Genomic DNA, 26,015 nt, shown 5'->3' on the forward strand with positions numbered 1-26,015 from the left:
CGTGCGGCGTTCGACTTATGGTCGCATCGTCGGAGATTCTGGCGACGTTGTCAAATTTCCGGAACGCTGTATACCGATTTATATTTCGAGAGGATCCACTTCGAGGTGCCATCGCACCGGGGCCCGGAGGGTGCGCAGTTCGCTCATCCATCGCGTGAGAAAGCGCTGGAGCGCGCCCCGGTGCGGGCTCTCCACAACGAGTTGCGCACGCTCCGTGCCCGCGATCCGGACCATCGTCATCGGCACCGGATCCCACAGGGAGATGCGCGGGTCGTTCAGCGCCGGGGTGGCGGCGATCTCACGAGCTTGCCGAAGGAAAGCCATGGCGTCGTCGAGCTTGCGGGCCTCGGCGCGCAGCAGGGCCTGGTGCGTGAACGGCGGCAGCAGTGCGACGCGTCGCTCCTCGAGCTGCTGCGCGGCAAAGCCGGGGTAGTCGTGACGCATGAGCGCCGCGAACAACGGGTGCGACGCGTAGCGCGTCTGGATCAGCACGTCGCCGGGGCCGTCGGCCCGGGCGGCCCGGCCGGCGCGACCGGCCACCTGCATGAGTTGTGCGAAGAGTCGTTCGGCGGCCCGAAAGTCGTGCGAGAACAGTGCGCTGTCGGCGTTGACCACGCCCACGAGCGTGACATTGCGGAAGTCGTGTCCCTTGGCGACCATTTGCGTGCCGATGAGGATGTCGACCTCGCCGGCGTGGACCTGCGCGAAGAGCGCCTGAGCGCTGCCCTTGCGGCGCGTGCTGTCGGCGTCGATGCGGGCGAGCCGCGCGTCGGGGAAATGGGCCGTCAGCGCTTCCTCGATGCGTTGGGTGCCGCGACCGAGCGGCGCGAGATCGAGGTTGCCGCAGTCGGGGCAGGCGTGCGGGATGCGCGCTTCGGCGCCGCAATGATGACAACGCAGGCGGTGTTCCGGCTTGTGCAGCACCATGTGCGCGCTGCAACGGCGGCAGTCGCTGATCCAGCCGCAGGCATCGCAATTGAGCACGGGCGCGTACCCGCGTCGATTCAGGAACAGCAGGCTTTGCTCGCCCGCGTCGAGACGCGCCCGGAGGGCGGCGAGCAGCGGTTGCGACAACCCTTCGTGAACGGCGCGCTGGCGCTTGCGCTCGACTTCCATGTCGATGAGCGACACGCGCGGCAGCACGGCGTCCGGGGTGGCGCGCTCGGGCATGGCGAGTCGCACGTACCGGCCCTGATCGGCGCGTCGCCAGCTGTCGAGCGACGGCGTGGCCGAGCCGAGCACCACCGGAATGCGCAACCGGTTTGCCCGCCAGATGGCGAGGTCTCGCGCCGAATAGCGCAGGCCCTCCTGCTGCTTGTACGACGGATCGTGCTCTTCGTCGATCACGATCAGGCGCAGATGCGGCAGTGACGCCATAATCGCCAGCCGTGTGCCGAGCACCACGCGCGCTTCGCCGCGGTGCGCCGCAAGCCAATGCCGGGCGCGCTCGCCTTCGGCCAGCCCGCTGTGCAGGGTGACGAGCGTCTCGTTCGGGAACCGCGTGCGAAAGACGCCTTCGAGCTGCGGCGTCAGGTTGATCTCGGGTACGAGCACGAGCACCTGGGCCTCGGGCTCGCGCAGCGCTTCGGCGACGGCGCGCAGGTACACCTCGGTCTTGCCGCTGCCGGTCACCCCGTAAAGGAGGAACGGCGTGCACGCAGGCGCGTCGTCGGCGGGCGTCGTGTCCGGCTTCGCCTGCGTGGCGACGAGCGCCCCGTGAATGGCGGCCACGGCGTCGGCCTGGCCGGCCGTCAGGGTGCGGCCGGGGGCGGCACCAGGTGCAGCATCGGCCACGGGGTGTTCCGTGGCGCCCGAGACGCGCAACTCGTCCATCCCGTCCATGACGTCGCTGCATTCGTCCGCTTCGCGCACCGTTTCGTGAAACGGCACCGTTTCCACCACGACCCAGCCGGCGGCGGCCCACTGCTTGAGCACGTCGGCCGCTTTCGCGCAGAGGGCGCGCGCCTCGTCGGCGTCCAGCGTGCCGGCTTGCGCCAGTCCTTCGGCCAGGCGGCGCTGCGCGCGCAGCCGGGCGGGCACGTTTTCCATGAGCGCCGGCAGCGCACCGTCGGCCAAGCGATAGCGCTGCACGCCCCGCCGGGCGAGCAGGCGCGACCATCGCATCGGCGTACGAAGATGTCCGGGCACGGCGGGCAGCGCCACTTCCCCAATGCCGCGCTGGTAATAACGCGCGGCAAACTGCATCAGGTCGCGCCAGTCGTCGCCGAGCGCCGGCAATTCGTGCCATACCGATGTCACGTCGCGCAGCTTCGCGGACGGAACGTCGCTGCGCTGCGTCAATTCCCAGACGACACCCACCACCTGTCGTCGTCCGAACGGAACCTGGACCAGTTGACCGAGGGTCGCGGCCTGATCGAGACGATAGTCGAACAAGGTGGGAAGTGGCGTATCGAGGGCCACGCGGGCGATAGTGGGCACTCCGGTACGCGAGTCGGTGACCGGGCGCGATGCGTCGTCGAACGACGCGAAAGAGGGGGCGGACAGATCGTCGGCGCGGCTCAAACTTAAAGTGAATCCTGAGAAGTTTCGCTAAACCCCGGATTTGAGTCGGCTTTCCGGTAGGTGTGAAGCGCTTGTGGATAACTATGTTGAGAACTGTGGGGATTATTGCCCTTCAGCCTCGCCACACGGCCCTCGCGCCGCGCGGCGCTCTCACTTTGGGTCAAATAAAAAAGCTTTTTGATCAATAGCTTATGAACAGAGTAGACAGTACCTTACTTGGCACTCCCACTTGCGGCGGCGCAGCGAGAATTTGTGCATAAGTCTTCGGGACAACGCCGCAAATTGGAAGGGTTCTTCGATGACTTGGCCCTTGACATTGCGTGCTTCAAACGGCGGTTGGGTTTGCAGGGCGAAATGACTCGCAAACCCGCGCCGTCGCTGGCGCGGGTCACCGCTTACGCCATCTGGCGCAGCTTGCGGCTATAGCTGTGCACCTCGTCGACGAGCGCTGCGACGTGCTGGGGTTGCGTGAATTGGGAAATGCCATGTCCCAGATTGAAGACGTGACCGGGTGCATTGCCGTAGGCGTCGAGCAGGCGGCGGACCTCCATGCGGATGGCCTCGGGCGAGGCAAAAAGGGCCGTCGGATCAAAATTGCCTTGCAGTGCACAACGTTCGCCCACGCGGCGACGCGCCGCGGCGAGATCGACGGTCCAGTCCAGTCCGATCGCGTCCGGGCCGGTCTCTGCGATGGCCTCGAGCCATTGCCCGCCGCCTTTGGTAAAGACGATGTGTGGAATACGCGCGCCGTTCCACTCGCGGTGAACGCCGGCGAGCGCCTTTTGCATGTAGGCGAGCGAGAAGCGCTGGTAAAGGCCGTCGGCGAGGGCGCCGCCCCACGTGTCGAACACCATCACCGCCTGGGCGCCGGCTTCGATCTGTGCATTGAGATAGTCGCCGACGGCCTTCGCGTTTGTCTCGAGAATGTGCGTCATCAGGTCAGGACGCTCGTACATCATCGTCTTGACGGTGCGGAAGTCCGACGATCCGGCGCCTTCGACCATGTAGCACGCAAGCGTCCACGGGCTGCCGGAGAAGCCGATGAGCGGCACGCGGCCCTTCAGGGCGCGGCGGATTTCGCTCACCGCGTCGAAAACGTAGCGCAGGCTGTCGAGATCCGGCGCCTGAAGGCGGCGCACGTCGGCTTCGGTGCGCAGCGGATGCGCGAAGCGTGGCCCTTCGCCGGCTTCGAACGACAGGCCGAGGCCCATGGCGTCGGGAATCGTGAGAATGTCGGAGAACAGGATCGCGGCGTCGAGCGGGAAGCGCTCGAGCGGTTGCAGTGTGACCTCGGTGGCGTAGGCGGGATTCTTGGCGAGTGCCAGGAAGCTGCCGGCCTTGGCGCGGGTGGCGTTGTACTCGGGCAGGTACCGGCCCGCCTGGCGCATCAGCCAGATCGGCGTGTACTCGGTCGGCTGGCGCAGCAGGGCGCGCAGGAAAGTATCGTTTTGCAGAGCTTGGGACACGTCGCAGCGGTGGGTTGGATGGTTTGGGCAAGCGGCCATTTTACTCGGGTATCCCGCGCGCGGTCGCTTTGCGGGCCGTTATGCCGCAGATAAGACAGGAAGTCGCCGCGAGCGGGCGTGACGGTCGGGAAAAACGCGCAAGGCGCCACGCGACGGCGGGACCCCCGGGGGTTTTGCCACGCGTATGGCGGGAAGACAACGCGCAACCTGTCATGATGGTTGGCGGCTTCCGGGTGTGTGATTAGTATTGGGCGTCGCGCACCACGTCGCGCGCCACGTCGGACAGTGCGTCGGCACTTCGTCGATCACATCGCATAACAACAGGAGACAAACATGAATGTCATGAAGACGGCCGCCCGCGCGGTCCTTGTGGTGGCAACGGCACTTGCCGCATCCGCCACCTTCGCGCAATCCACCCCCGCGCCGGCCGTCCATTCCCGGCTCGACGACATCGTGAAGTCGGGCACGTTGCGCGCCTGCGCCACGGGCGATTACAAACCCTACTCGTATCGTCGCCCGGACGGCCAGTTCGAAGGCATCGACGTGGATCTGGTGGCGTCGCTTGCGAAGTCGCTGGGCGTGAAGCCGGAGATTGTGCCGACCACGTGGAAAGGCCTGATGGCGGACTTCACCGCCGGCAAGTGCGATATCGCGGTGGGCGGGATTTCGGTCACACTCGATCGCGCCGCGCGCGCCTACTACAGCCGGGTGGTCATGATCGACGGCAAGTCGCCGATCGTGCGCTGTGCCGATGTGTCGAAATACCAGACGCTCGCCGACCTGAACAAGCCGACCACGCGGGCCATTGCAAACCCCGGGGGCACGAACGAGCGCTTCGCGAGACAGTACCTGCCGAACGCCAACCTCACGATCTATCCGGACAACGTGACGATCTTCCAGCAGATCGCCGACGGCAAGGCCGATGTGATGGTCACCGACTCGTCCGAGACGCTCCTGCAGCACAAACTCAACCCGACGCTCTGCCCGGTGAATCCCGACAAGCCGCTGCAGTTCGGCGAGAAGGCGTATCTGCTGCCTCGCGGTGATGACATCTTCAAGCACTACGTCGACCAGTGGCTGAACCTCGCGCAGAAGACCGGCGAGTATCAGGCCGTCGTCGACAAGTGGCTGAAGTAAGCGCAACGGCCGTCGCCGTGGCGGCCGAACGTCCGGTGCAAGACGGTCTCGGCCGTCTTTTCGCCGGATGGCTCGCCGGCATGCTCGCCTGAACGCCGCGGTTTCAGGCGAGCCAGTCCCGCAGGCGCTTCGCGGCGTCGTGCATCACGAGCCGTGCCTGGGGCACGAACGGCTGCAACCGCGCGAAGCTGTGCGTGAGACCGGCGGCTGGCACGACCTCGGCCCGGGCGCCAGTGCGCGCCACGAACTCGGCGTACGACACCGCTTCGTCGTGCAGCGGGTCATACTCGGCCGCAATGACGAGCGTGCTCGGCAGCGGATGACGGGGCGCCTCGGCCATCAGGTTGACGCGGACGTCGTTCGCCGCCGGCTCGGCGTCGCCGAGGAACATCCGCCAATACCAGCGCATTTCGTCGCGCGTGAGCCCGACGCCGTCGGCCAGGCGTTCGTAGCTCGGCGTGTCGAAGCGATGCTGGACTACCGGGTAGATCAGTAATTGCGCGCCGACCGTGCCGGGATGCCGGTCGTTGAACCACGCCGCCGCCTGTGCCGCGAGATGTCCCCCGGCGCTGTCGCCGGCGACGGCCAGACGGTCCGTGCGCACCCCGAGACGCGCTCGCTGCTCCGCAGCCCATGCGAGCGCCTCGCGCGCATCGTCGACGGGCGTGGGGAACGGGTGCTCGGGTGCCAGGCGGTAATCCACGCTGAGCACGGCCACCTCGCCGTCCTGCGCAAGAAAGGCGGCAAGCGTGCCATGCGTATCGACATCACCCACGACCCAGCCACCGCCGTGGAAGTACACGACCAGCGGGACTTCGCCAGTCACCGGTCGATACAGCCTGGCGCGCAGATCGCGCCCGGGAAGGGGAATGACGAACGTCTCGCTGCGAAGCCCGGCCGGCAGCGGGCGCAGCGCCTCAGTGGCGACGGTGGCGAACCTGGCGCGCACCGCTTGCGGGCTCGGCGCGGCGGCGCTGGCGGGCTCGGGATACTTGCGCGCCATTTGGTCGTAATAGGCGAGTAGATCGGCGTCGATGGTCATGTCGGCAGGCGGATGCGTGGCGTTGGCGAAAAGGGATGCCGGGATGATCCGGCGCTGGCGGAACAGGCCGCTGAACGAAACAGAAAGCAGGTCGCCCGGTCAGCGCGCGTTCGTGCGCGTCGCGGCCGGTGAGTCGCCTCCACCGAGCATCGTCCAGCGCTGATGCTCGATCTTGACGCAGCGATCCATCACGACGTCGAGCCCCGCCGCCAGCGCGACGGCGGCGGCCTCGTCGTTTTCGATGCCCAACTGCATCCACAGACTGTTGGCGCCGATGGCGACCGCTTCGTCGGCGATTGGCGGAATGTCGCCGCTACGGCGAAAGCAGTCGACCATCTGAATGCGCAGGCCCTCGGCGCGCAAGGCGTCTGCCGCCTCGGTCAGACTGGCGTAGACCGTCTCGCCCAGAATCTTCTCGCCCGAGTCGGCGGCCTGCGGGTTGATCGGCACGATGCGATAGCCGTGCTGCTGCATGTAGCGCGACGTGGTGTAACTCGGCCGATCGGGCCGCGGCGACAGGCCCACGACGCCGATGACGCGATCGCGCGCCAGAATCTGCCCCAGTCGTTCAATGGTTTCCATGCGAATGCGGCCCCGGGGCCGAAGCGGTGGTTGGACGAATTCGGTTTTCGGTGTGCGTCGCCGGTGCCCCAAATGGGTGCGCCGGCGTATGGCGGAGGCGGCACCGGGCGTCCGGGCAGCCACTTTGCTGCCACGCACAAAGATTGAAGTTAGCACATTGACGCCCACGGTGTGCAACCCGGGCGCCGAACGTGTCGACGACGAGGCGGAGCGCCGGGCACCGAACCGGAAATGCTTAATTGAGCAAGTTGCTCAGGAATGCGAACCAATTCCCGGTCGAGATGTCAATCGTGAAACCCTTGTGGGACAAGGCAGACAGGTCATGTGGTCGCGTTGAAATGCGCCCGAGGTGTTACAACCTGAAACACTTTGTTACCCCTCCTGCCAAACGTTTCCCACACAATGCATCTCAACGCTGATGTGCTTATCCCCCGGTAACGCAGCAGCGCGACTGTATCGGCAAACGCGTCCCCCGGCGCAATTGCGAGGTAGTTCGATGCAGTGCTCCGAATCTGGTCTCCTCGCGCTAACCCCGTAGCGTGTGGTTTTGGCGGGCCCGTGTGTCCCGCCATTTTTTTTGCCTGCGCGGTCCTACATCTTTCCTCACCCTTCGTCCGACATGTCGCGCGATTTGATTCGCTCTCCGAGTCATGTCCGGAAATCGATTCACTCCTGCGTAATTCCCTGACGGGTTCCATCGGCAGACGTCCGGCCGACGCCAGAGCACCGTCGCATGAGCAAGTCATTCATCGTGTGGCCCTGAGCCACGGCTTTAGCCAGCCCAGGCCGGCGCGCGTTGCGCCCTGCGGCCGGTATTCGCATCCCACCCAACCCGCATAGCCGAGCTCGTCGAGCAAACGGAACAGGAATGGGTAATTCACTTCGCCCGTGTCGGGCTCGTGGCGCGCCGGTACGCCGGCGACCTGCACGTGGGCGATGTTCGCGATGGACTGGCGCAGCTTGACCGCCAGGTCGCCCTCGACGATCTGACAGTGATACACGTCGAACTGCACCTTGAGGTTGCTGGCGCCAACGGCCTGGCGAATGGCGTGTGCCTGATCCTGCCGCGTGAGGAAGTAACGCGGGAAATCGCGCGGGTTGATCGGTTCGATGAGGATCGTGACACCGTGCGCGGCGGCCTGACCGGTCGCGTATGCGAGGTTCTCGAGAAAGACGGCGTGGCACTGCTCGGGTGGTTGGGCCGGGTCGGGACATCCGGCCATCACGTGCAACTGGCGGCAGCCCAGTGCGTCGGCATAGTCGAGCGCGCGCTCGAGGCCGTCGCGAAACTGAGCTTCTCGTCCGGGCAGGGCCGCCAGACCGCGCTCGCCATTCGTCCAATCGCCGGCGGGGGTGTTGAAGAGCACCTGCGTCAATCCGGCGTCGTCGAGCCGCGCTCGTATCTCCTGCGCGGGATGGTCATAGGGGAACAGGAATTCGACGCCCCGGAAGCCGTCGCTCGCGGCCTCGCGAAAGCGGTCGAGGAACGGCACTTCCGGATAGAGCAGCGTCAGGTTCGCGGCAAATCGCGGCATGGAAATCTCCGTGGCCCGAAGCCGGGCGCTCAGGTGGACGTATGCCCGTCACGATATCACTCCCCGTCGACCTGAGCCGCCGCCACGCTGCGCAACTGAAAACGCCCGTCGTCATTGAAGAGCCACGTCTCCACGGCGCGCACGCGTCCGCTGCTGTCGACCAGCGCGCGGCTCGGTGCGGGCAGTGGGCTCGCACGACGCAGGCTTGCCACGGCAATACGCTCGGCCTCGCGGTCGCCATTGCTGCGATAGAGCAGCACGCTCGTGATGTTGCCGCCGCGATCCACCCAATACTCGAGCGACACGACCGAGCGCAGCATCGGCTGGGGATTGCCCGGGGTGATCTGCCGAGCATTGACCTCGCTCACGCGTTGCGCCGCCGCGACCTTGTACTGGTCCAGCGCCGTGAGCGGGGCAGGGCGGTGGAGCAGATCGAGGACGAGGGGCTTCCTCGGTTCGAAATCCGGATTGGCGCAGCCGGTGACCGTCAAGGCACAGGCTGCCACGGTAAGCCAGCCCGCCGCCCGCCAGCCTGGCAGGCGCGGGGAAAGTTGCGTATTCATCTGCCATCTCCCGCAACGTTCGCGACATTTCGTTCGTTATTCACGTCGTGCGCCTGCCTTCCCGTCGGGTGCCTCAATTCGCCTTGATGCCGTACGACCAGTTCGGCATCAAGGTATTGGACGGCAGGTTCTCGTCCTGCAACTTTCGCGCGGTTTCGATGCCGGCCACCGGCAGGCCGGTGGGATCGAGCAAACCGATCTGCACCAGTACGCTCGCCTGATCCCAGTAGATATGTTCGTGTTCGAGCTTGCCGCCCCGGAAGCGCACGATCGCCACGAGCGGGATCTCGACCCGGCGTCCCGTCGGCGCCACGCCCGGCAGCATCCAGTCGACCGGCGTCGTGTGGGTGAACGAGAACAGCAACTCGTCGACGAGCTGGGTCGCGCCGATGGTGCGCGAAATCGGAATCAGCCGGGTGTCGGGCGGATTGCTGTTGACGAAATGGTGACGGTAAAAATGCGCGAGCTGCTGATGGCCGACACCGCCCGTCATCGTGGGAATGTGATTGACGTACGGTTCGGCGACCATCGTTTTCATCAGCGGCTCGATCTCGCGGATGGCGAATTCGTATGCGCAATGCGTCTCCCACAGCGATGCGAAATCGAAGTGCGGACCGATCGCGCGACGCAGGGCGCCGATCGTGCGCTGATGCGCCAGCTGTGTCGCGGCGCGGTTGAAGTGATCGCCCGGGCGCGCGAATGCGTGATCGGCGTCGGGGTAGGTGTACAGCGTGACGTCGGGGCGGCCACCCAGCCGTGTCGCAAGCGTGTCCCGGACTTCGGCGGGAGCGTATTTGTCGAGCTCGGCGATATGCAGCACCAGCGGTGGGTGGTCGGTCGCGAGTTCGTCGACATGCTGCTCGAGCCCCACGCCGTAATAGCCCACGGCCACGTCAGCGCTCGTTCGCGTGACTGACAGCGCGGCAAGCTTGCCGCCAAGGCAGTAGCCGACGACGCCCACGCCGCCCACGCATTCGGGCAGCGCGCGCAAGGCGTCGACGCTCGCCCCTACGTCCTCCATGCCGAGATCGACGTCGAAGCTCTGGAACAGCGCGAATGCACGTTGCCAGTCGCCCGGCGTGTAGCCGAGTTCGATCCCGGGCTCGATGCGCCAGAACAGATCGGGGGCCAGAACGACGTAGCCCTCTTCGGCGTATCGGTCGGCAAGTTCGCGAATGTAAGCGTTCACGCCGAAGATCTCCTGACACAACACCAGCCCGGGACCCTTGCCCGCGCCTTCGGGAAGCGCCAGGTAGGCCTGGAAGGTCTTGCCGTCGCGCGACTTGATGCTGATGAAGCGTCCTGCCATGTCACTGTCTCCAGAAAATCCGGATCGGGCGACGTACCGCGCTATTTGCCATCTTAGGCGGCGCGAGGCTGGTGCGCAGCGCGGTTAACACGGAGTCGAAGCACGAAGCGCACCAAAAGGGCGGGGCGTGGTTCCGGCTACGGCGTGTACGTCGAACGAAGCGGGAGGTTAATAACGTCGAGAAGCGGTTGAGAAGCGGTTGAGAAGCCAACATCCGAATCGGCGCCGGATGCGTGGCACCGGTGGCCCGTGAGTGGCGGTATCCGACGATACCATGCATACTCGGAGCGCACGTTCCAGGCGTGACGCTGCGCGTCGCGCCGGACGCTTTCCGGACGCATTGGATGGAGTGACCATGATCACCGTGTATCACAACCCGCGCTGCTCGAAGTCGCGTGAAGCGCTGGCGCTCGTCGAAGGATCCCCGGCCGTGGGCGGCGGCGACCTGCAAATCATCGAATATCTGAAGACCCCGCCCACGGCGGCGGAGCTCAAGCGTCTGCACGCGCTGCTGGGCGTGCCCGTGCGAGAAATGATCCGCAGTAACGAGACCGAGTATTCGGAACTGGGACTGGACGATCCGGCATTGACCGACGATCAATTGCTCGCGGCCGTGGCGAAACATCCCAAGCTGTTGCAGCGTCCGATCGTGGTCAATGGCGACAAGGCCGTGATCGCGCGTCCGCCGGCGTTGGCGAACGGCGTGCTGTGACGCGCCGCCGGGCGCGTCGGGCCTGACTGCGCCGCGCCATGTCGAGGTGAACCTGCTTCGATGTGGCGGGCGCGTCGCGATGCACGGCACGCGCCCTGCCTTGTCGTCGGCGCTCAGCCGTGGGCTGCGCTGTCCTTGCCCGGGCCGGCTTCGGGCGACTCGGCATTGGCGGCCGCGGCCGTCGCCGCCTCGCCGGCCGAACCGAATACCGGTGCGTCGGCGTTGGCGGTGAGTCCTGCGCCACGCCAGCCGGGCAGCTCGGTGAGCGTTTTTTGCTGCTCGCGCAGTTCGGCGAGCATGTTGCAGAACAGGGCGCCTTGTTCGAGCGCGTCGTCGAGTGCAACGTGTGTGTGCGGCAGCGGGTCGAGCCAGACCTGCGGCAGGCGCGGCTTGATGCACTTGCGATACGGCATGCCGGTCATGGCGAACGCGAGCGTCTTGATGTCGAGCGCGGACCACGAGAACGGGCAACGACCGACGAAGCGCATCATGTACCAGAACATGAACGTGAAATCGAAACCTGCCGGGTACGCCACGAACACCGGTTTGCCCGGAAGCTTCTCGACCCACTTCACATAGGCCTTGAGGGCCCTGGCCGGGTCTTCCGGATCGACGCGGCAGGCGGCCCATGCGTCCGGCTCCGTTTTCCACCACTTCATCGTGAGCGGATGCCCCTTGGCGTCGGGCAGGCATTCCAGGTTGGCACTGAACGTGCCGATGAGCTCCTTATCGGCCGTGTAGGCCGCAGAAGCGAAACTCAGCATCGAATGCGGACCCGGGATGGGGCCGTCAGCCTCGACGTCGGTGCTGACGAAAATCTCCTCGTCGACAGGAATGATGCGCGATGGCGTGCGGGAGACGGCCTGACTCATACGGCACTCCGTGCGAGCACCGAGTCGGCGACATACGGGTTGGTCTGGCGTTCCTGCCCGAACGTGGACACCGGACCGTGACCCGGGATGAACGTGACGTCGTCGCCGAGCGGCCAGAGCTTATTGCGAATCGATGCGATCAGGTCCGCATGGTTGCCGCGGGGGAAGTCCGTGCGGCCGATGGAGCCCGCGAATAGCACGTCGCCCACGCTGGCCAGCCGCTCGTCCTTCGAGAAGAACACCACATGCCCGGGGGTATGGCCGGGGCAGTGGAACACCTCGAGCGTGACATTGCCGAAGCTCACGGTGTCGCCGTCGCCCAGCCAGCGGTCCGGCGAGAACGGTTCCGGCTCGGGGAAGCCGAAACGCGCGCTCTGCGCCTGGAGCTGGTCGATCCAGAAGGCGTCGTCCGGGTGCGGACCTTCGATCGGCACGTGGTACTTTGCCGCCAGCGCTCCTGCGCCACCGCAGTGGTCCAGATGGCCGTGCGTGAGGAAGATCTTCTCAAGCGTGACTCCCTGACGTTCGATCTCGCCCGCAATCCGGTCGATGTCGCCGCCGGGGTCGACCACGGCGGCCCGTCGGGTCGCATCGCATACGAGCAAGGTGCAGTTTTGCTGGAAAGGCGTGACAGGAATCAGGGTGACGTTCATGAGGTATCGGGGACGCGGTTTTTCACTATTGTAAATCGGGCCGGGCGGCGCCCGCCGGGGCGACGGCGCGGTGGGCCGGGTTGGCGCTTCGGTGAAATCGCCGGCTGTCTTCCATGCCGCGATCATTGGAGGCGGTCCCCCAAATCGCCGTAACGCTTTGTAACCAAGTATTTGCGCGTAAGTGAACGCTCGCTGATAGGTTGACGAGGGGGGCGTGTTAAACTCACGGGCTATGCGAACACGCGACATGCTCACACGGTTCGCGGTCTGCTGCGCCCTCGCCCTGACGTTGACAGCCTGCACAACGCCGCTCGAACCCACCAGCCAGACGGCTGCCGCCACCTCGGCGACAGGCGCGCGCGCCCGTGCGCGCGAAGCCAACGCACCGGTCGGCTCGAGCTTCGATCTCCATTGGCCCGGCCGGTCTTACCGCAACGAGGGGCTCACTCCAGGCGACCCCGACGCACCGGAACGCGACGGCGAAGCGCGCTTGCGCGCCGATGCCGGTACGTTCTTTCAGACCGGCATGGCTTCCTGGTATGGCAAGAAGTTTCACGGCAGGCGCACCGCCACCGGCGAAGCGTTCGATATGAACGACGCGACCGCAGCACACCCGACCCTGCCGCTCGGGAGTTTTGCGCTGGTGCGAAACACCGCCAACGACAAAACCGTGGTCGTGAAGATCAACGACCGTGGCCCTTATGCGCGCAATCGAATCATCGACCTCTCGTACGCCGCCGCCAAACAGCTCGGCTTCGTGCGTGCCGGCCACGCCAAGGTGGAGATTCGCCGCCTGTCACGCAGCGAAGTCGCCGCCCTCGGTCTCGACGACGCCAACAACGACGCTCGCTGAGCTTCGGCGGGCGTCTCAGTGCCCCGAACACGCGGGGCACGCCGGCATCCACCGGTTCTATTCCGAATTTCGTCTCGGACGACGCTCGAAAAGCGGGACGCTGATCGACCATTTGTTGTGCAAATCAACGCAATCGCCGTCTATTCCTCCCGCATTATTTCGATTTTTACCGAATCTCATTGGCTGAACGCGTCGCACAAACGTGCGCGTGCGGAACAACTCGCGACCAAATGCGCTAATTTTTTTCCGATTGCGGCATCAATGTGCCGCGAATCCGGCGTGATTCGATGCGCCACGGGCCTTTCCGAAGGTTGCGTCGGCAACCGTTGTTCGCTTCGGGGGATGTGGGTAGACTGTGCCCCACGCGCAGGTGCACGCTTTGTGTGCATCCGGACGATGCCCGCCGAGACCCGGGCACGGCGCACCTATCAAAAAGCATTCCTGGAGGAGTTTCAATGTCGACGATGGGCAAATTCGCCAAGCGCACCCTGTTGTGCACGGTGGCCGCAACGTTGTTGGGGGCGACGGGCGCGGCATTCGCGCAAACGAAGTCGGTGGCCGTGCTGGCCATCGTGGAGCACCCGGCGCTCGACGCCATTCGTGATGGCGCACGTGACGAACTCAAGGCAGAAGGTTATGAGGTCGGCAAGAACCTGAAGTGGGAATATCAAAGCGCACAGGGCAACGTCGGTACGGCCGCCCAGATCGCGCGCAAGTTCGTGGGCGACAAGCCGGACGCGATCATCGGTATCGCCACGCCGACGGCACAGGCCGTGGCCGCCGCGACGAAGACGGTGCCGCTCGTCTACTCGGGCGTGACCGATCCTGTCGCCGCGCAACTGGTCAAGAGCTGGGAGCCGTCGGGCACCAACGTGACCGGTGTGTCGGACCGTTTGCCGCTCGACAAGCAGGTGGCCCTGATCCAGCGCGTCGTGCCGAACGCCAAGCGCGTGGGCATGGTGTACAACCCGGGTGAAGCCAACTCGGTGGTCGTCGTCAACGAGCTCAAGAAACTGCTGCCCGCCAAGGGCATGACGCTGGTCGAAGCGGCCGCGCCGCGTACGGTCGACATCAGCTCGGCGGCGAGCAGCCTGGCCGGCAAGGTCGACGTGATTTACACGAACACCGACAACAATGTGGTGTCGGCGTACGAATCGCTGGTGAAGGTGGCCAATGACCGCAAGATCCCGCTGGTCGCGTCGGACACCGACAGCGTGAAGCGCGGCGCCATTGCAGCACTGGGCATCAACTACTACGATCTCGGCCGCCAGACGGGCAAGGTCGTCGTTCGTATCCTGAAGGGCGAGAAGCCGGGCGCGATCGCCTCGCAAACGAGCTCGAATCTGGAACTGTTCGTGAATCCGGGCGCTGCCGAGAAGCAGGGTGTGAAGCTCTCGGCCGACCTGGTGAAGGAAGCGAAGGAAGTCATCAAATAAGCAAGCGCGCGTAACACCGGCGACGCGGGCGATGCCCGTGGCGCCGGGATGCGACAGGGCGGCGCCAGGACACGATCTGTCCCCGCCGCTCTTTTCCTATCGAATGGGCGAGACGGCTTCCCCCGAAACGCGGTCGCACAACGACCGGCTTTGACCTGAACTGCCGAGACCCGGCATGGACCGTCTTGCGCAGTGGAATTACGAACATGTCCCTTTTTTCTATGATGGGCGCACTGGAGATCGGCCTGATCTTCAGCCTGGTGGCGCTCGGGGTGCTGATTTCCTTTCGCATCCTCAATTTCCCCGATCTGACGGTTGACGGCAGCTTCGCGCTTGGCGGCGCGGCGGCGGCGACGCTCATCGCCGGTGGCATGAACCCGTTTGCGGCCACCCTGGCGGCCATGGCGGCGGGCGCGGTGGCCGGCTTCATTACCGGGTGGTTGAACGTGCGCCTGAAGATCATGGATCTGCTCGCCAGTATCCTGATGATGATCGCGCTGTACTCCATCAATCTGCGGGTGATGGGCGCGCCGAACGTGCCGCTGATCACGTCGCCGACGGTCTTCACGCTGCTGTTGCCCGACAGTGTGACGAGTTGGCTGCCCGACTACGTAGGCCGTCCGCTGCTGCTGTTCGTCGTGGTGGCCGTGGTGAAGTTCGGTCTCGACTACTTCTTTTCGTCGCAGCAGGGCCTCGCCATGCGCTCCACCGGTGCCAATCCGCGCATGGCGCGGGCTCAGGGCGTGAACACCGGGCATGAGATTCTGGCCGGCATGGCGCTCTCGAACGCGCTGGTGGCGCTCGCCGGCGCGCTGTTTGCGCAGTCGCAGGGCGGCGCGGACATCTCGATGGGCATCGGTACCATCGTGATCGGTCTGGCGGCGGTGATCATCGGCGAGACGATCCTGCCGGCGCGCCGGCTCATTCTCACGACGCTTGCCGTGGTGGTGGGTGCGGTGCTGTACCGCTTCTTCATCGCACTGGCATTGAACAGCGATTTCATCGGTCTGAAGGCGCAGGACCTGAACTTGGTGACGGCATTGCTCGTTGCGGTGGCGCTGGTGCTGCCGGCAACGCGTCGCAAGCTGTTCGCGCGCAAGAACGGAGGTGCCTGACAATGTTGAGCGCAAAAGACCTCAAGATCACTTTCAATCCGGGCACGCCGATCGAGAATCGCGCGCTGCGCGGCATGTCGCTGGAGATCCCGACGGGGCAGTTCGTGACCGTCATCGGCTCCAATGGTGCGGGCAAGTCGACGTTTCTGAACGCGATCAGCGGCGATCTCTCGGTGGATTCGGGCACGATCTCGATCGATGGCAACGACGTCACCCGAAAGACGGCATGGCAACGTGCGAGCCAGGTGGCGCGTGTATTCCAGGACCCGATGGCCGGCACTTGCGAGGCGCTGACCATCGAGGAAAACATGGCGTTGGCGGTCAAGCGCGGCGAGCGTCGGGGTTTCGGCTTTGCGCTGAACCGCGATCTGCGCGAACGCTTCCGGGAAAAACTGAGCCTGCTGAACCTCGGGCTGGAGAACCGGCTCTCGGACCGCATCGGCCTGCTCTCCGGCGGACAGCGCCAGGCGGTCAGTTTGCTGATGGCGTCGTTGCAGCCGTCGCGCATTCTACTGCTCGACGAGCATACGGCGGCCCTCGACCCGAAAACGGCGTCATTCGTGCTGGAGCTCACGGCGCGCATCGTGCAGGAGAGCAAGCTGACCGCCATGATGGTCACGCACAGCATGCGCCAGGCGCTCGATTACGGCGAGCGCACGGTGATGCTGCACCAGGGCAAGGTCGTCCTCGATGTCTCCGGGGACGAACGCAAGGGGCTGGATGTGCCTGACCTGCTGCAGATGTTCGAGCGCACGCGCGGTGAGCAACTCGATGACGACGCATTGCTTTTGAGCTGATCGCTCGAATGCCCATGAAAAAGCCCGCTTCGGCGGGCTTTTTCTTGCGTCGATGCACGGGAAAACCACGCCGTGGGCATCGGACACTTCCGATTTTCGAACGCCGCGGCGTTTCCTCTCGGTACCGTGCAACGCCCGCGGCACGTGGCTGCATGCCGCGCGCGGCGTCAGTCGTGCTTCAGCGCGAGGGCGCGTTCGTAGAGGGCGTTCTTCGGCGCGCCGGTGATCGCCGCGGCAAGTCTGGCGGCGCTCTTCGTCGGCAGCTCGGCAACGAGCAGGGCGAGCACACGTTCGGCTTCAGCGTCCACGCCGTCGCCGCCCGCGCTTGCGGCCGCGCCCGATACCGCGAGTACGAACTCGCCACGCTGACGGTTCGCGTCGGCCTTCAGCCACGCCACGCCGTCCGCCAGTGCGCACTCGTGAATGTCTTCGAAGCGCTTGGTGAGCTCGCGGCCGATCAGCAGGCGACGCTCGCCCGGCAGTCCGTCCGCCAACGCGGCGACCGTCTCCACGATGCGATGTGGCGCTTCGTAGAACACATGGGCCGAAGTCGAGCCCGCGAGCGCCGAGATGGCCTGCGCGCGCTGCTGTGCCTTTGACGGCAGAAAGCCCACGAACGTGAATGTATCGACCCACGCGCCCGCGGCCGAGAGCAGCGTGATGACCGCGCTCGCGCCCGGCACCGGCACCACACCCAGACCCGCCGCCCGCACCGCATCGACCAGTCGCGCGCCCGGATCGGAGACGCCGGGCGTGCCGGCATCGGAGATGTAGGCAATGCGCTCGCCTTCGCGCAAGCGCGCCACCAGACGCGTCGCCGCTTCGTTCTCGTTGTGCTGATGGGCCGCAATCAACGGCTTGTCGATGCCGTAACGCTGGAGCAACTGCGCGCTGTTGCGCGTATCTTCGCAGGCAATGGCATCGACCATGCCGAGGATGTGAAGCGCGCGCACGGTGATGTCGGCCAGGTTGCCCAGCGGCGTGGCCACCACGTACAGCGTGCCTGTCGGGTAATGCTGGCCTTCGGCCAGCGCCATCAGGCGTTCATCCATGGCATTGATCTCCGGTCGGCGGCGTAGTCGAGCGGCGCGCGCGGGCTCGGGGGAGACCGGCGCGGCCGGTAACGGTAAACATCGGAACAACCATGTCGAATCAGCGAGGAGAGTCGTTTGAAGGCCGTGCACAGGCGATGCTCGAGCGTCGCGGCTGGCGGCTGCTGGCGCGCAACTATCACTGCCGTGGCGGCGAAATCGACCTCATTATGCGGGATCGGGAGGGCGTGCTGGTATTTGTCGAGGTCCGCGCCCGCTCGCGCAGCGACTTCGGCGGGGCGGCGGCGAGCATCACGCGGACCAAGCGGCGTCGGCTCGCGCTTGCCGCGCGCCATTACCTGCTGCGGCGTCCGGCGGCGTGCTGCCGGTTTGACGTCGTGACCTTCGACGGGTGTCCGCCGGTGGCGCGATGGCTTCGCGACGCCTTTCGGGCGGACGACCTCTGACGGAACCCGCCTGCCCCGGCCCTGTTACACTTGCGGCAGTGCCGTTTTCAGGACTGACGGCCTCGGAACGCCGGCCGGCGCGGCCGACGACCCCTCGGGGCAACCGCGCGGCGCCGGCGGCATTTGCGATACCCTGGCAAACGACCATGTCGATCGAACGAATTCAGCAACACTTCACGGATAGCGTCGCGACCAAACTGGCAGCGCGCGATGCGCTGGCCGACCCCATCGCCGCCGCAGCGGACCTCATGGTCGAGGCGCTGTCCAACGGCAACAAGATTCTTGCGTGCGGCAACGGCGGCTCTGCGGCCGACTGCCAGCACTTCGCAGCCGAACTCGTCGGCCGCTTCGAGCGTGAGCGGCCCGAACTGCCGGCCATCGCGCTGACGACCGATTCGTCGATCCTGACCGCCGTCGGCAACGACTACAACTTCGACGTCATCTTCTCGAAGCAGGTGCGCGCGCTCGGACACGAGGGCGACGTGCTGCTCGCGATCACCACGTCGGGCAATTCCGGCAACGTGCTCGCCGCCATCGAGGCGGCGCATCAGCGCGGCATGCATGTGATTGCGCTCACCGGCAAGGGCGGCGGCAAAGTCAGCGACGCGTTGGGTGAACTCGACGTGCACATCTGCGTGCCAGCCGATCGCACCGCGCGAATTCAGGAAGTTCATCTGTTGACCATCCACTGCCTTTGCGACCTGATCGACTCGGCGCTGCTCGGCGACGAGTGAACCTATTGTCGCCACGAGGCGTCAAGATCATGACGGGCACCGGGTCGCGGGGGCGGGCGGTGCCGGCTGGGCGCGGCGGGGGCCGCCCCGTTCGACCATCCAACAAGGAGAATGCCCGATGAGTTTCCAACGCGCGGTCAAGCCGCTTGCCGCGGCAGCGTTGATTGCCGCAACCCTGGCCGGTTGTGCCCCCATCATTCTCGGCGGTGCGGCCACTGGCGCCCTCGTGGCGACCGACCGTCGTTCGGTCGGGGCGCAGACCGAGGACCGGGAAATCCAGGTCAAGTCCGAAGCCAATATCGCCAACAACCTGCCCGATGCCGCGCATGTGAACGTGACGGTGTTCAACCGCCGTGTGCTCCTGACCGGCGAAGTGCCGAACGACGCCAGCAAGCAGCGCGCCGTCGAGATCGTCAAGCAGATCAGCAACGTGCGCGGCATTGTCGACGAACTCGCCCTCGGACCGGCCAGCTCGTTCGGTTCGCGCTCGAATGACGCGTGGATCACCAGCAAGGTCAAGGCCAACCTGATCAACACGAAGGAAATCTCCGCCAACGTGTTCAAGGTGGTCACCGAGCGCGGCGACGTCTACCTCATGGGCCTGGTGTCCGAAGAGGAGGGCCGCATCGCCGCGAACGTGGCCAGCCGTATCGATGGCGTGCAGAAGGTCGTCAAGCTGTATGAGTACGTGAAACCGGAAGAAGCGCAGCGTCTGTCGACCGAGGCCGAGAAGAACCCGGCACCGGTGCAGGAGGGGGACGCGGGCGCCACGGTGACCACCACGCCCATCGGCAACGATACGGTGACGGCCAAACCCCTGTCCTCGCCGGCGCCGATCAGCGACGCGCCGGTCAAGCCCGGGCCGTCGAACAAGACCGGCAACTGACGCACGCGGATCCGGAACGCTGGCGAGTCGCAACGCATCGCGACTCGCCGCTTTCAGTCATCGACTTCGGACCGAACGCTTCAGATCGCCTTCAGCCGCATTCAAGCGCTCTCAACCGGTTCCCGCGGGCCCCACCCAACCCAACCCCAACCGTTTCGGACGACACGCGTGCCCACACCCGCCGCTTACCGTCGCGTCGGTTCCACCGATGCCGAATCGCCCCACCGCCATCGTTCCCGCGATCCGCGCACGGCGCGTATGATCGCGGCGGCGCTCGTCCTGGGGGCTGCCTTAGGGACTGCCTTAGGGGGCACGGCCAAGCTCGCGCACGGCGCACCGACAGCCGGGGTACGCGCGGCGTCGCCCGTGTATGTGGCGCCGGAAGCGGCAACGTCGGCCGCCGATCGGCCGGACTGGCAGGCGCGCGATTGGGCGATGGCGTGCATGAGTTGTCATAACGCGTCGGCCCCGATCAGCGCGGGCAAGAGAGTGCTTCCCGCACTGGAAGGCCGGCCGGCGGCCGAGCTCATGGCCACCTTGCAAGCCATGCGCGACGCCCGGCGCGGCGCCACGCTGATGCCGCAGCTCCTCAAGGGCTACCGCGACGACGAGTTGCAGCGCATCGCCGCTTACTTCGCCGCCCAGCCCGCGCCGTCCGCCGCCGACAAATCGTCGGCGAAAGCGTCCCCGGCAAACCCCGCACGTACCGTGCGATAGGTCAGACATGATGCGTCGTCGCGATTTTCTCTTCGGTATGAGTGCATTGGCCGCGTGCGTCGGCGCGACGCCCGCGTGGGCCGCGCCGCTCTGGCCGACGCCGGTCAGGGCGCGCGCGCGCGTCGTCGTGATCGGCGGGGGCTTTGGCGGCGCCACGGCGGCCAAGGCGTTGCGCGTGCTCTCGGGCAATACGATCGACGTCACGCTCGTCGAACCGAATGAGGCGTTCGTCTCCTCGCCGCTTTCGAATCTCGTCGTGGGCGGCAATTTGCGCGTGAGCGACCTCACGGTGCCGTACGACAGGCTCGTCACGCGCCACGGCGTCGTATGGCGTCGCACGCGAGCCAACGGCATCGACGCCGCGAAGAAGCAGGTGCAACTCGCGGACGGCGCGCGCCTGTCGTACGACAAGCTGATCGTGGCGCCCGGTGTGTCGTTGCGCCGCGAGGCCATTGCGGGCCTGTCCGATCCGGCGCTGCGCGATGCGCTGCCGGTCGGCTGGACGGACGCGCGCGAAAGCGCGCTGCTGCACGCCCGTCTGAAGGCGATGCCCGACGGCGGCGTGTTCGCCATCACCATTCCCGAAGCGCCGTTCCGCTGCCCGCCCGCGCCGTACGAACGCGCCTGCCAGGCGGCCGCGTGGATCCGACAACACAAACCGCGCGCGAAAGTGCTCGTGTTCGACGCCAACGATCAGGTACTCGCCGAAGCCGAACAGTTTCACGACGTCTGGCGCACGCAATTTTCCGGGGTCGTCGAGTACCACCCGCAATTCAATTGCACCGAAGTGGCCGCCGACGGCACGAAGCATCTGGCGCGTTTCGAGCTGGGCGAGGAAGTCCGCGCCGATGTGCTCAACGTCATCCCGCCGATGCGCGCGGGCGACATCGCGGTGCAAAGCGGACTCGCCACGGCCAACGGACGCTGGTGCGACGTCGATTTCCTGACCTTCGCGTCGGCGGCGCAGCCCGATATCCACATCCTCGGCGACGCCATCCAGATCGCGCCGCAAATGCCGAAGTCCGGTCACATGGCGAACCAGCACGGCAAGGTGTGCGCCGCCGCCATCGTTGCCACGCTCGCCGGGCGAGCGGTCAACCCCGAGCCCCTGTACAGCAACACCTGTTACACGTTCGTTTCGGCCACCGAGGCGATGCACGTCGCCAGCGTGCACCGGTACGACACCGCGCAACGCACCATGCTGCCGGTTCCCGGCACGGGCGGCGCGTCACCACGCGCCTCGCGAGACGAGTTTGCCCTGGGACTCGCGTGGGCGCAGGGCATCTGGGCCGACATGCTGGCCTGATGCGGATGACGGCGGGACGCGCGCCCGCCGCGACCACGTTTGGAGGCCGCTCTCTAAGCGGGGGAACGTACGCGCCGCCACAGGGTGCCCCTCAGGTGTTGCTCGGGTGCCGCATTCCTCCAGGTTTCCCTCGTTGACGGGGCCTGCGGCCTCTCGGTTACACTGGCCCAACGAAAAAAATCAGCGTTTGGGGGGCATAGGGATGGCGTATCGCCAGGGAGGGTCCCGTCTTGCGTCACGCGTCGTGCGTGGGGACTCGGTGAAGTCGGTTCGCAACCGCAAAGTCGTTCAGATCGTCGCCGTCACGTTTTGCACCCTCAGCCTGCTCGGCACGCAACAGGCGTGGGCAGATGCCAGTCCGGTGCGCGGCGACCCGATGCAAAGCATTCCGAAGATCGAGGTGCCCAAGGCGCCGGCGCCCACCATTCGGATTCAGCCACCGACTCAGGAAGATGCGCTCAAGGCGCTCCTCGCCCGCAAGATCACCCCGAAGCGTTTCGGCATCGAAGGCGTGAAATCACTGCCTTTCGATCAGGTCGCGGGACTTTTTGCCCCGATGGCGGGCAAGGAAGTGACCATCGGCGATCTGGTCGAGAAGGCCAACGAAGTCACGAAGCTGTATCAGGACGCGGGGTATCTCCTGTCCTTTGCCTTCGTGCCCGCCCAGGACTTCAACGACGGTTTCGTGCGCGTGACGGTCGTCGAGGGCTACATCGCCAGCACCAGGATCACCGGCAAGCCGGGACCGTCGGAGCAGCGGCTGCGCGATATCGCCGCACACATCGAGGCGGAGCGGCCGCTCAAGCGCGCCACCTTCGAGCGCTATCTGAACCTGCTCACGCTCGTGCCCGGCATGAAGATCAAGGCCGATGTGCAGCCGCCGACGCAAACCGACGGTGCGACGGAGCTTTCGCTGGACGTTTCGCGCCAGCCGGTCGCGCTCGGCACGTCGCTCTCGTATAACAATCCGGGCATTCGCGGTGTGTTCACCGTGACGAGCAATGCCCTCACGCCGCTGGGCGAGCAGATCCAGCTAACGGCCATCGCGCCGAAGGGGCACAACGACGAAGAGTTCTACGCGGCGTCGTACATCCAGCCGCTGGGCTCGAACGGCCTTCAGGCGCGCCTCGACGCATCGCACTATCGCGGTCAGCCGGACGATCAGGCGCTCGCCGGCCTCACGCGACATCTCGACACGAAGCGCATCGCCGTGGGCGTGTCGTACCCCATCCTGCTCAACAACCAGCGCAGTCTCACGGTGAGCGGCGGCATGTACGGGGTGAATTCGCGCGACCGCTACGAAGTGCCGAACTCGCCCAACTACATCAATTCGCAGACGAACGTGCGCGCCGGGCAGGTACAGCTCGCCTACAACGAAGTCACCGACAAGCAGACCCGCAGCGCCACGCTCGGCGTGTTCAAGGGCTTCAACGGCATGGGGGCGAGTCAGGCTTACACGACGCAGCCGGCCGGGGTCGCCCAGATCCTCGGACCGTACGACCTCGGCTTCTGGCGCTTTACGCTCGATGGCAAGCAAGGGGTGGTGCTGCCGTGGGATTTCGGGGTGATCGTGTCCGCCGGGGCGCAGTACAGCGGCAATACGCTGCCGACGTCCGAACAGGCGACCTTCGGCGGCCAGCGTTTCGGCCTCGGTTACCCGGCCGGCGAAATTGCCGGAGATAAGGGCTGGGGTGCGTCGATTGAACTCAACCGGATGTTCCGCACCGACTTCCGTTATCTGAAGACGATTCAGCCGTACCTGATTCTCGACACGGCGCGCGTCTACGTGAACTACGGCCAACTGTTCCACAACCAGCTTGCCTCGGTGGGGCTGGGCGTTCGCATCTCCGACAGCAAGTACTACTCGCTCGATCTCTCGATCGCCAAGCCGATGGCGGACGCGCCCACCAACTCGCCGAATCGTCCGCTGCGCTTCAACGCGAACTGGTCATATCAGTTCGAGTAAGGTCGCCGGTCATCTCGGGGGGCGCATCGGTCGTCCCCCCACTATTTTTCTTATCAGGTTTTTCCCTGATGCCACAGCGCTTCATGCCCTCACGCCTGCCGGCAGCTGGCTGCACAAAGGCGACGCCGCGCTTCGCGCACTGGCATGACACGCGGCGCGCTATATCCAACCGTATACACGGATTGCGTGCGAGCAAACACCGAAATGACATCGGCCGCCGCGATACGTCGGCGTCCGATATGTTGCAGTGCAGCTTGCACACTTCGCCCGTTATTTTGATTATCCGTATATGCGTATGTAGGCATATACGGCATCTCTTGTGCCTTCACACGAACTCAAAGACTGACCGTCATGGAAGAACTCGATCGCGTATTCGAAAAGGTGTCGCATTACTTCAGCCTGCTCTCCGAGCCCACCCGGCTGCGGATCCTGCACGCGCTGTGTGGTGGCGAGCGCTCGGTCAACGAGGTGGTGACGGAAGTGGGTTCGTCGCAAACGAATGTGTCGCGACACCTGGGCGCGATGTACCAGGCGGGTGTGCTGGCGCGTCGACGCGACGGGAACCAGGTGTATTACGCGATCGCGGATACCGGGGTGGTCGAGATCTGTCGCGCCGTGTGCATACAGGTCGCCGGCCGAATCGAGGAGGAGGCGCTGCCGGAGCGTGCCGTCGATGGCTTCATGCCGCGCGGGAGCTGATGCCCGCCGGCGCGCGTGCCGCAGACCGAAGTGAAACCGTAACGCAGCAACCTGGCAGGACCGTGCGGCAAAAAGACCGCCAGCGACAACCAAAACACAAGCGGTAAGCCGCCAGCCTCCTTGCGACGCTGGCGGACGCCACGAAACGCGAGGAGACAGGGTGAGCGACAACGCATCGCGAGCCGGCCGTTTGCGCCGGGCTCCGGAGAATTTCATCGACGGCACATTGGCCGGCGACATTGCGCGCGAGGGACTCAATCCCACGCGTCGCAGCTTCCTGCAACGCAGCTTCCTGGCCGCCGGCGCCGCGCTCGCCGGTGGCAGTGCCTTCGCGGCGGACGCCCCGAACGCCGTGGGCGCCGGTGACCCGATGATCCTCGAGCCGCGCCCGTGGGCGACCTCGCTTGGCCAGCCTGTCGCGGCGCGTCCCTACGGCATGCCGTCGAAGTACGAGGCCAATCTGCAGCGCCGTCAGTCCCCCGGGCTCACGCAAACCGCACAGGCTTCCGTTGCCTTCACGCCGCTGCAAGGGCTGTTTGGCATCATCACGCCCAGCGGCCTGCACTTCGAGCGCCATCACCAGGGCTGGCAGGAGATCGACCCGACGCAACACCGCCTGATGGTGCATGGCCTCGTGCGCGAGTCGAAGGTCTACACGATGGACGACATCATGCGGTTGCCCTCCGTGTCGCGCATGCACTTCATCGAGTGCGGCGCGAACACCGGCATGGAGTGGGGCAACGCGGCCGTGCCCACGGTGCAATACACGCACGGCATGCTGTCGTGCTGCGAATTCACGGGGGTGCCGCTCTCGGTACTGCTCGACGACGTGGGCGCCGACACCCGGCGCGGCCAGTACGTGCTTGCCGAAGGCGGCGACGGCTCGGGCATGACCCGCACGATCTCGATGGAGGCGGCGCTCTCCGACGTGCTCGTCGCGTGGGGCATGAACGGCGAAATGCTGCGCCCCGAGAATGGCTATCCGCTGCGTCTGGTCGTGCCCGGCGTACAGGGCGTGTCGTGGGTGAAGTGGCTGCGCCGCATCAAGGTCGGCGATGCGCCGTGGAATACCAAGGATGAAACGAGTCACTACGTCGACCTGATGCCGGACGGCCAGCATCGCCAATACACGTCGATCCAGGAGTGCAAGTCGGTCATCACGTCGCCATCGGGCGGACAGGCGCTGCTCGATCGCGGCTACTTCAACATCACCGGGCTCGCATGGTCGGGTCGCGGCCGCATCAAGCGCGTGGATGTCTCCACCGACGGCGGCAAGTCGTGGCGTCAGGCCCGCATCGAATCGCCGGTGCTGCCGAAGTGCCTCACGCGCTTCAACTTCGATTGGCAATGGGACGGTTCGCCCGCGCTGCTGCAAAGCCGCGCGGTGGACGAAACCGGCTTCGTGCAACCGCGGTATCGGCAACTGCGCGAAGTGCGCGGCACGAAGTCGATTTATCACAACAACGCCATCCAGACGTGGCAAGTGGCGGCAAACGGCGAGGTGACCAATGTTCACGTTGACTGAACGGAAGTCGCCGAGTCCGGTGCCTCGCATGAAAAGCCGTGTCCTGGCAGTCGTGATCGCCGGATTGTGGGCGGGGGCGCTGGCCGTTG

Annotated in this window: 24 protein-coding genes; 14 read left to right on the forward strand and 10 right to left on the reverse strand. The window is 65.7% G+C overall.

Going from position 1 to position 26,015, the window contains the following annotated elements:
- Positions 1–78 precede the first annotated feature (78 nt).
- Positions 79–2,439 carry a primosomal protein N' gene (locus LV28_RS24865; protein ID WP_038621822.1) on the reverse strand — a complete coding sequence of 787 codons (2,361 nt, stop codon included), beginning with the start codon at positions 2,437–2,439 and terminating at the stop codon, positions 79–81.
- A gap of 479 nt (positions 2,440–2,918) precedes the next feature.
- The gene (hemE, locus tag LV28_RS24870) at positions 2,919–4,028 is read right to left on the reverse strand and encodes a uroporphyrinogen decarboxylase (protein WP_048806480.1); all 1,110 of its coding nucleotides are present in this window, start codon (positions 4,026–4,028) and stop codon (positions 2,919–2,921) included.
- 303 nt (positions 4,029–4,331) lie between these two features.
- Between hemE and LV28_RS24875 the strand changes: the two genes are divergently transcribed.
- The gene (locus tag LV28_RS24875; RefSeq protein WP_023872598.1) at positions 4,332–5,126 is read left to right on the forward strand and encodes a transporter substrate-binding domain-containing protein; all 795 of its coding nucleotides are present in this window, start codon (positions 4,332–4,334) and stop codon (positions 5,124–5,126) included.
- 103 nt (positions 5,127–5,229) lie between these two features.
- On the opposite strand, the gene LV28_RS24880 is transcribed toward LV28_RS24875, so the two are convergent.
- The 5 genes from LV28_RS24880 to LV28_RS24900 all read right to left on the reverse strand — a co-directional run bounded on the left by LV28_RS24880 (position 5,230) and on the right by LV28_RS24900 (position 10,157).
- Positions 5,230–6,168 carry an alpha/beta hydrolase gene (locus LV28_RS24880; RefSeq protein WP_038619248.1) on the reverse strand — a complete coding sequence of 313 codons (939 nt, stop codon included), beginning with the start codon at positions 6,166–6,168 and terminating at the stop codon, positions 5,230–5,232.
- A 99-nt stretch (positions 6,169–6,267) separates the two neighbouring features.
- The gene (locus tag LV28_RS24885; protein ID WP_023598423.1) at positions 6,268–6,750 is read right to left on the reverse strand and encodes a CoA-binding protein; all 483 of its coding nucleotides are present in this window, start codon (positions 6,748–6,750) and stop codon (positions 6,268–6,270) included.
- A 746-nt stretch (positions 6,751–7,496) separates the two neighbouring features.
- Complete coding sequence (gene otnI / locus LV28_RS24890; protein ID WP_023598424.1) at positions 7,497–8,285, reverse strand: 2-oxo-tetronate isomerase; 789 nt, start codon at positions 8,283–8,285, stop codon at positions 7,497–7,499.
- A gap of 56 nt (positions 8,286–8,341) precedes the next feature.
- Positions 8,342–8,848: an energy transducer TonB family protein gene (locus LV28_RS24895; RefSeq protein ID WP_023598425.1), complete on the reverse strand. Its 507-nt coding sequence runs from the start codon at positions 8,846–8,848 to the stop codon at positions 8,342–8,344.
- Positions 8,849–8,921: 73 nt separating this feature from the next.
- Positions 8,922–10,157, reverse strand: coding sequence for a dienelactone hydrolase family protein (locus LV28_RS24900; RefSeq protein ID WP_023598426.1), 1,236 nt, complete (start codon positions 10,155–10,157; stop codon positions 8,922–8,924).
- 355 nt (positions 10,158–10,512) lie between these two features.
- On the opposite strand from LV28_RS24900, the gene arsC reads away from it, so the two are divergent.
- Positions 10,513–10,869, forward strand: coding sequence for an arsenate reductase (glutaredoxin) (gene arsC, locus LV28_RS24905; RefSeq protein ID WP_025250114.1), 357 nt, complete (start codon positions 10,513–10,515; stop codon positions 10,867–10,869).
- Between the two features lie 113 nt (positions 10,870–10,982).
- On the opposite strand, the gene LV28_RS24910 is transcribed toward arsC, so the two are convergent.
- Entirely contained in the window at positions 10,983–11,741 is a 759-nt protein-coding gene (locus LV28_RS24910; protein WP_025250115.1) for a 3'-5' exonuclease family protein, read from the reverse strand.
- Positions 11,738–12,394 (reverse strand): MBL fold metallo-hydrolase, encoded by a 657-nt coding sequence (locus LV28_RS24915; protein WP_023598429.1) that lies wholly within the window; start codon positions 12,392–12,394, stop codon positions 11,738–11,740. Before LV28_RS24915 ends, LV28_RS24910 begins: the two co-directional genes overlap by 4 nt.
- Positions 12,395–12,641: 247 nt before the next feature.
- Between LV28_RS24915 and LV28_RS48220 the strand changes: the two genes are divergently transcribed.
- From LV28_RS48220 to LV28_RS24935, 4 genes are all read left to right on the forward strand, one after another.
- The gene (locus LV28_RS48220) at positions 12,642–13,247 is read left to right on the forward strand and encodes a septal ring lytic transglycosylase RlpA family protein (protein ID WP_051519087.1); all 606 of its coding nucleotides are present in this window, start codon (positions 12,642–12,644) and stop codon (positions 13,245–13,247) included.
- A gap of 455 nt (positions 13,248–13,702) precedes the next feature.
- Positions 13,703–14,683 carry an ABC transporter substrate-binding protein gene (locus LV28_RS24925; RefSeq protein WP_023598431.1) on the forward strand — a complete coding sequence of 327 codons (981 nt, stop codon included), beginning with the start codon at positions 13,703–13,705 and terminating at the stop codon, positions 14,681–14,683.
- A 206-nt stretch (positions 14,684–14,889) separates the two neighbouring features.
- On the forward strand, positions 14,890–15,798 hold the full coding sequence (locus tag LV28_RS24930; RefSeq protein WP_023872591.1) for an ABC transporter permease: 909 nt from the start codon (positions 14,890–14,892) through the stop codon (positions 15,796–15,798).
- Positions 15,799–15,800: 2 nt separating this feature from the next.
- A complete protein-coding gene (locus LV28_RS24935; RefSeq protein ID WP_023872589.1) occupies positions 15,801–16,595 on the forward strand; it encodes an ABC transporter ATP-binding protein in 795 nt (264 codons plus the stop codon).
- A gap of 167 nt (positions 16,596–16,762) precedes the next feature.
- Here the strand turns inward: LV28_RS24935 and rsmI are convergent, their stop codons facing one another.
- Complete coding sequence (gene rsmI, locus LV28_RS24940; protein ID WP_025250116.1) at positions 16,763–17,647, reverse strand: 16S rRNA (cytidine(1402)-2'-O)-methyltransferase; 885 nt, start codon at positions 17,645–17,647, stop codon at positions 16,763–16,765.
- Positions 17,648–17,739: 92 nt separating this feature from the next.
- Between rsmI and LV28_RS24945 the strand changes: the two genes are divergently transcribed.
- The 8 genes from LV28_RS24945 to soxC all read left to right on the forward strand — a co-directional run bounded on the left by LV28_RS24945 (position 17,740) and on the right by soxC (position 25,926).
- The gene (locus tag LV28_RS24945; protein WP_024788646.1) at positions 17,740–18,093 is read left to right on the forward strand and encodes a YraN family protein; all 354 of its coding nucleotides are present in this window, start codon (positions 17,740–17,742) and stop codon (positions 18,091–18,093) included.
- A 146-nt stretch (positions 18,094–18,239) separates the two neighbouring features.
- Entirely contained in the window at positions 18,240–18,827 is a 588-nt protein-coding gene (locus tag LV28_RS24950) for a phosphoheptose isomerase (protein ID WP_023872585.1), read from the forward strand.
- A 118-nt stretch (positions 18,828–18,945) separates the two neighbouring features.
- Entirely contained in the window at positions 18,946–19,713 is a 768-nt protein-coding gene (locus tag LV28_RS24955) for a BON domain-containing protein (protein WP_023872584.1), read from the forward strand.
- A 168-nt stretch (positions 19,714–19,881) separates the two neighbouring features.
- Positions 19,882–20,430: a c-type cytochrome gene (locus LV28_RS49060; RefSeq protein ID WP_176582410.1), complete on the forward strand. Its 549-nt coding sequence runs from the start codon at positions 19,882–19,884 to the stop codon at positions 20,428–20,430.
- A gap of 10 nt (positions 20,431–20,440) precedes the next feature.
- Positions 20,441–21,736, forward strand: a complete 1,296-nt coding sequence (locus LV28_RS24965) for an NAD(P)/FAD-dependent oxidoreductase (protein ID WP_023872582.1) — start codon at positions 20,441–20,443, stop codon at positions 21,734–21,736.
- A 259-nt stretch (positions 21,737–21,995) separates the two neighbouring features.
- Complete coding sequence (locus LV28_RS24970; RefSeq protein WP_023872581.1) at positions 21,996–23,702, forward strand: ShlB/FhaC/HecB family hemolysin secretion/activation protein; 1,707 nt, start codon at positions 21,996–21,998, stop codon at positions 23,700–23,702.
- A 351-nt stretch (positions 23,703–24,053) separates the two neighbouring features.
- Positions 24,054–24,401 (forward strand): ArsR/SmtB family transcription factor, encoded by a 348-nt coding sequence (locus LV28_RS24975; protein ID WP_023598443.1) that lies wholly within the window; start codon positions 24,054–24,056, stop codon positions 24,399–24,401.
- Between the two features lie 160 nt (positions 24,402–24,561).
- Positions 24,562–25,926, forward strand: a complete 1,365-nt coding sequence (soxC, locus tag LV28_RS24980; protein ID WP_023872580.1) for a sulfite dehydrogenase — start codon at positions 24,562–24,564, stop codon at positions 25,924–25,926.
- Positions 25,927–26,015: the final 89 nt, after the last annotated feature.

The organism is Pandoraea pnomenusa (genome assembly GCF_000767615.3).
In the GTDB taxonomy this organism is placed as follows: Bacteria; Pseudomonadota; Gammaproteobacteria; order Burkholderiales; family Burkholderiaceae; genus Pandoraea; species Pandoraea pnomenusa.

Excerpts from the sequence above, each read along its gene's own strand:
- LV28_RS24945 (WP_024788646.1), top strand. The coding sequence starts at position 17,740 with ATGTCGAATCAGCGAGGAGAGTCGTTTGAAGGCCGTGCACAGGCGATG.
- LV28_RS48220 (WP_051519087.1), top strand. The coding sequence starts at position 12,642 with ATGCTCACACGGTTCGCGGTCTGCTGCGCCCTCGCCCTGACGTTGACA.
- LV28_RS24900 (WP_023598426.1), bottom strand. The coding sequence starts at position 10,157 with ATGGCAGGACGCTTCATCAGCATCAAGTCGCGCGACGGCAAGACCTTC.
- rsmI (WP_025250116.1), bottom strand. The coding sequence starts at position 17,647 with ATGGATGAACGCCTGATGGCGCTGGCCGAAGGCCAGCATTACCCGACA.
- LV28_RS24950 (WP_023872585.1), top strand. The coding sequence starts at position 18,240 with ATGTCGATCGAACGAATTCAGCAACACTTCACGGATAGCGTCGCGACC.
- LV28_RS24895 (WP_023598425.1), bottom strand. The coding sequence starts at position 8,848 with ATGAATACGCAACTTTCCCCGCGCCTGCCAGGCTGGCGGGCGGCGGGC.
- LV28_RS24875 (WP_023872598.1), top strand. The coding sequence starts at position 4,332 with ATGAAGACGGCCGCCCGCGCGGTCCTTGTGGTGGCAACGGCACTTGCC.
- arsC (WP_025250114.1), top strand. The coding sequence starts at position 10,513 with ATGATCACCGTGTATCACAACCCGCGCTGCTCGAAGTCGCGTGAAGCG.
- LV28_RS24930 (WP_023872591.1), top strand. The coding sequence starts at position 14,890 with ATGTCCCTTTTTTCTATGATGGGCGCACTGGAGATCGGCCTGATCTTC.
- LV28_RS24910 (WP_025250115.1), bottom strand. The coding sequence starts at position 11,741 with ATGAGTCAGGCCGTCTCCCGCACGCCATCGCGCATCATTCCTGTCGAC.
- LV28_RS24935 (WP_023872589.1), top strand. The coding sequence starts at position 15,801 with ATGTTGAGCGCAAAAGACCTCAAGATCACTTTCAATCCGGGCACGCCG.
- LV28_RS24965 (WP_023872582.1), top strand. The coding sequence starts at position 20,441 with ATGCGTCGTCGCGATTTTCTCTTCGGTATGAGTGCATTGGCCGCGTGC.
- otnI (WP_023598424.1), bottom strand. The coding sequence starts at position 8,285 with ATGCCGCGATTTGCCGCGAACCTGACGCTGCTCTATCCGGAAGTGCCG.
- LV28_RS24880 (WP_038619248.1), bottom strand. The coding sequence starts at position 6,168 with ATGACCATCGACGCCGATCTACTCGCCTATTACGACCAAATGGCGCGC.
- LV28_RS24975 (WP_023598443.1), top strand. The coding sequence starts at position 24,054 with ATGGAAGAACTCGATCGCGTATTCGAAAAGGTGTCGCATTACTTCAGC.
- LV28_RS24915 (WP_023598429.1), bottom strand. The coding sequence starts at position 12,394 with ATGAACGTCACCCTGATTCCTGTCACGCCTTTCCAGCAAAACTGCACC.
- LV28_RS24925 (WP_023598431.1), top strand. The coding sequence starts at position 13,703 with ATGTCGACGATGGGCAAATTCGCCAAGCGCACCCTGTTGTGCACGGTG.
- hemE (WP_048806480.1), bottom strand. The coding sequence starts at position 4,028 with ATGGCCGCTTGCCCAAACCATCCAACCCACCGCTGCGACGTGTCCCAA.
- LV28_RS24885 (WP_023598423.1), bottom strand. The coding sequence starts at position 6,750 with ATGGAAACCATTGAACGACTGGGGCAGATTCTGGCGCGCGATCGCGTC.
- LV28_RS24955 (WP_023872584.1), top strand. The coding sequence starts at position 18,946 with ATGAGTTTCCAACGCGCGGTCAAGCCGCTTGCCGCGGCAGCGTTGATT.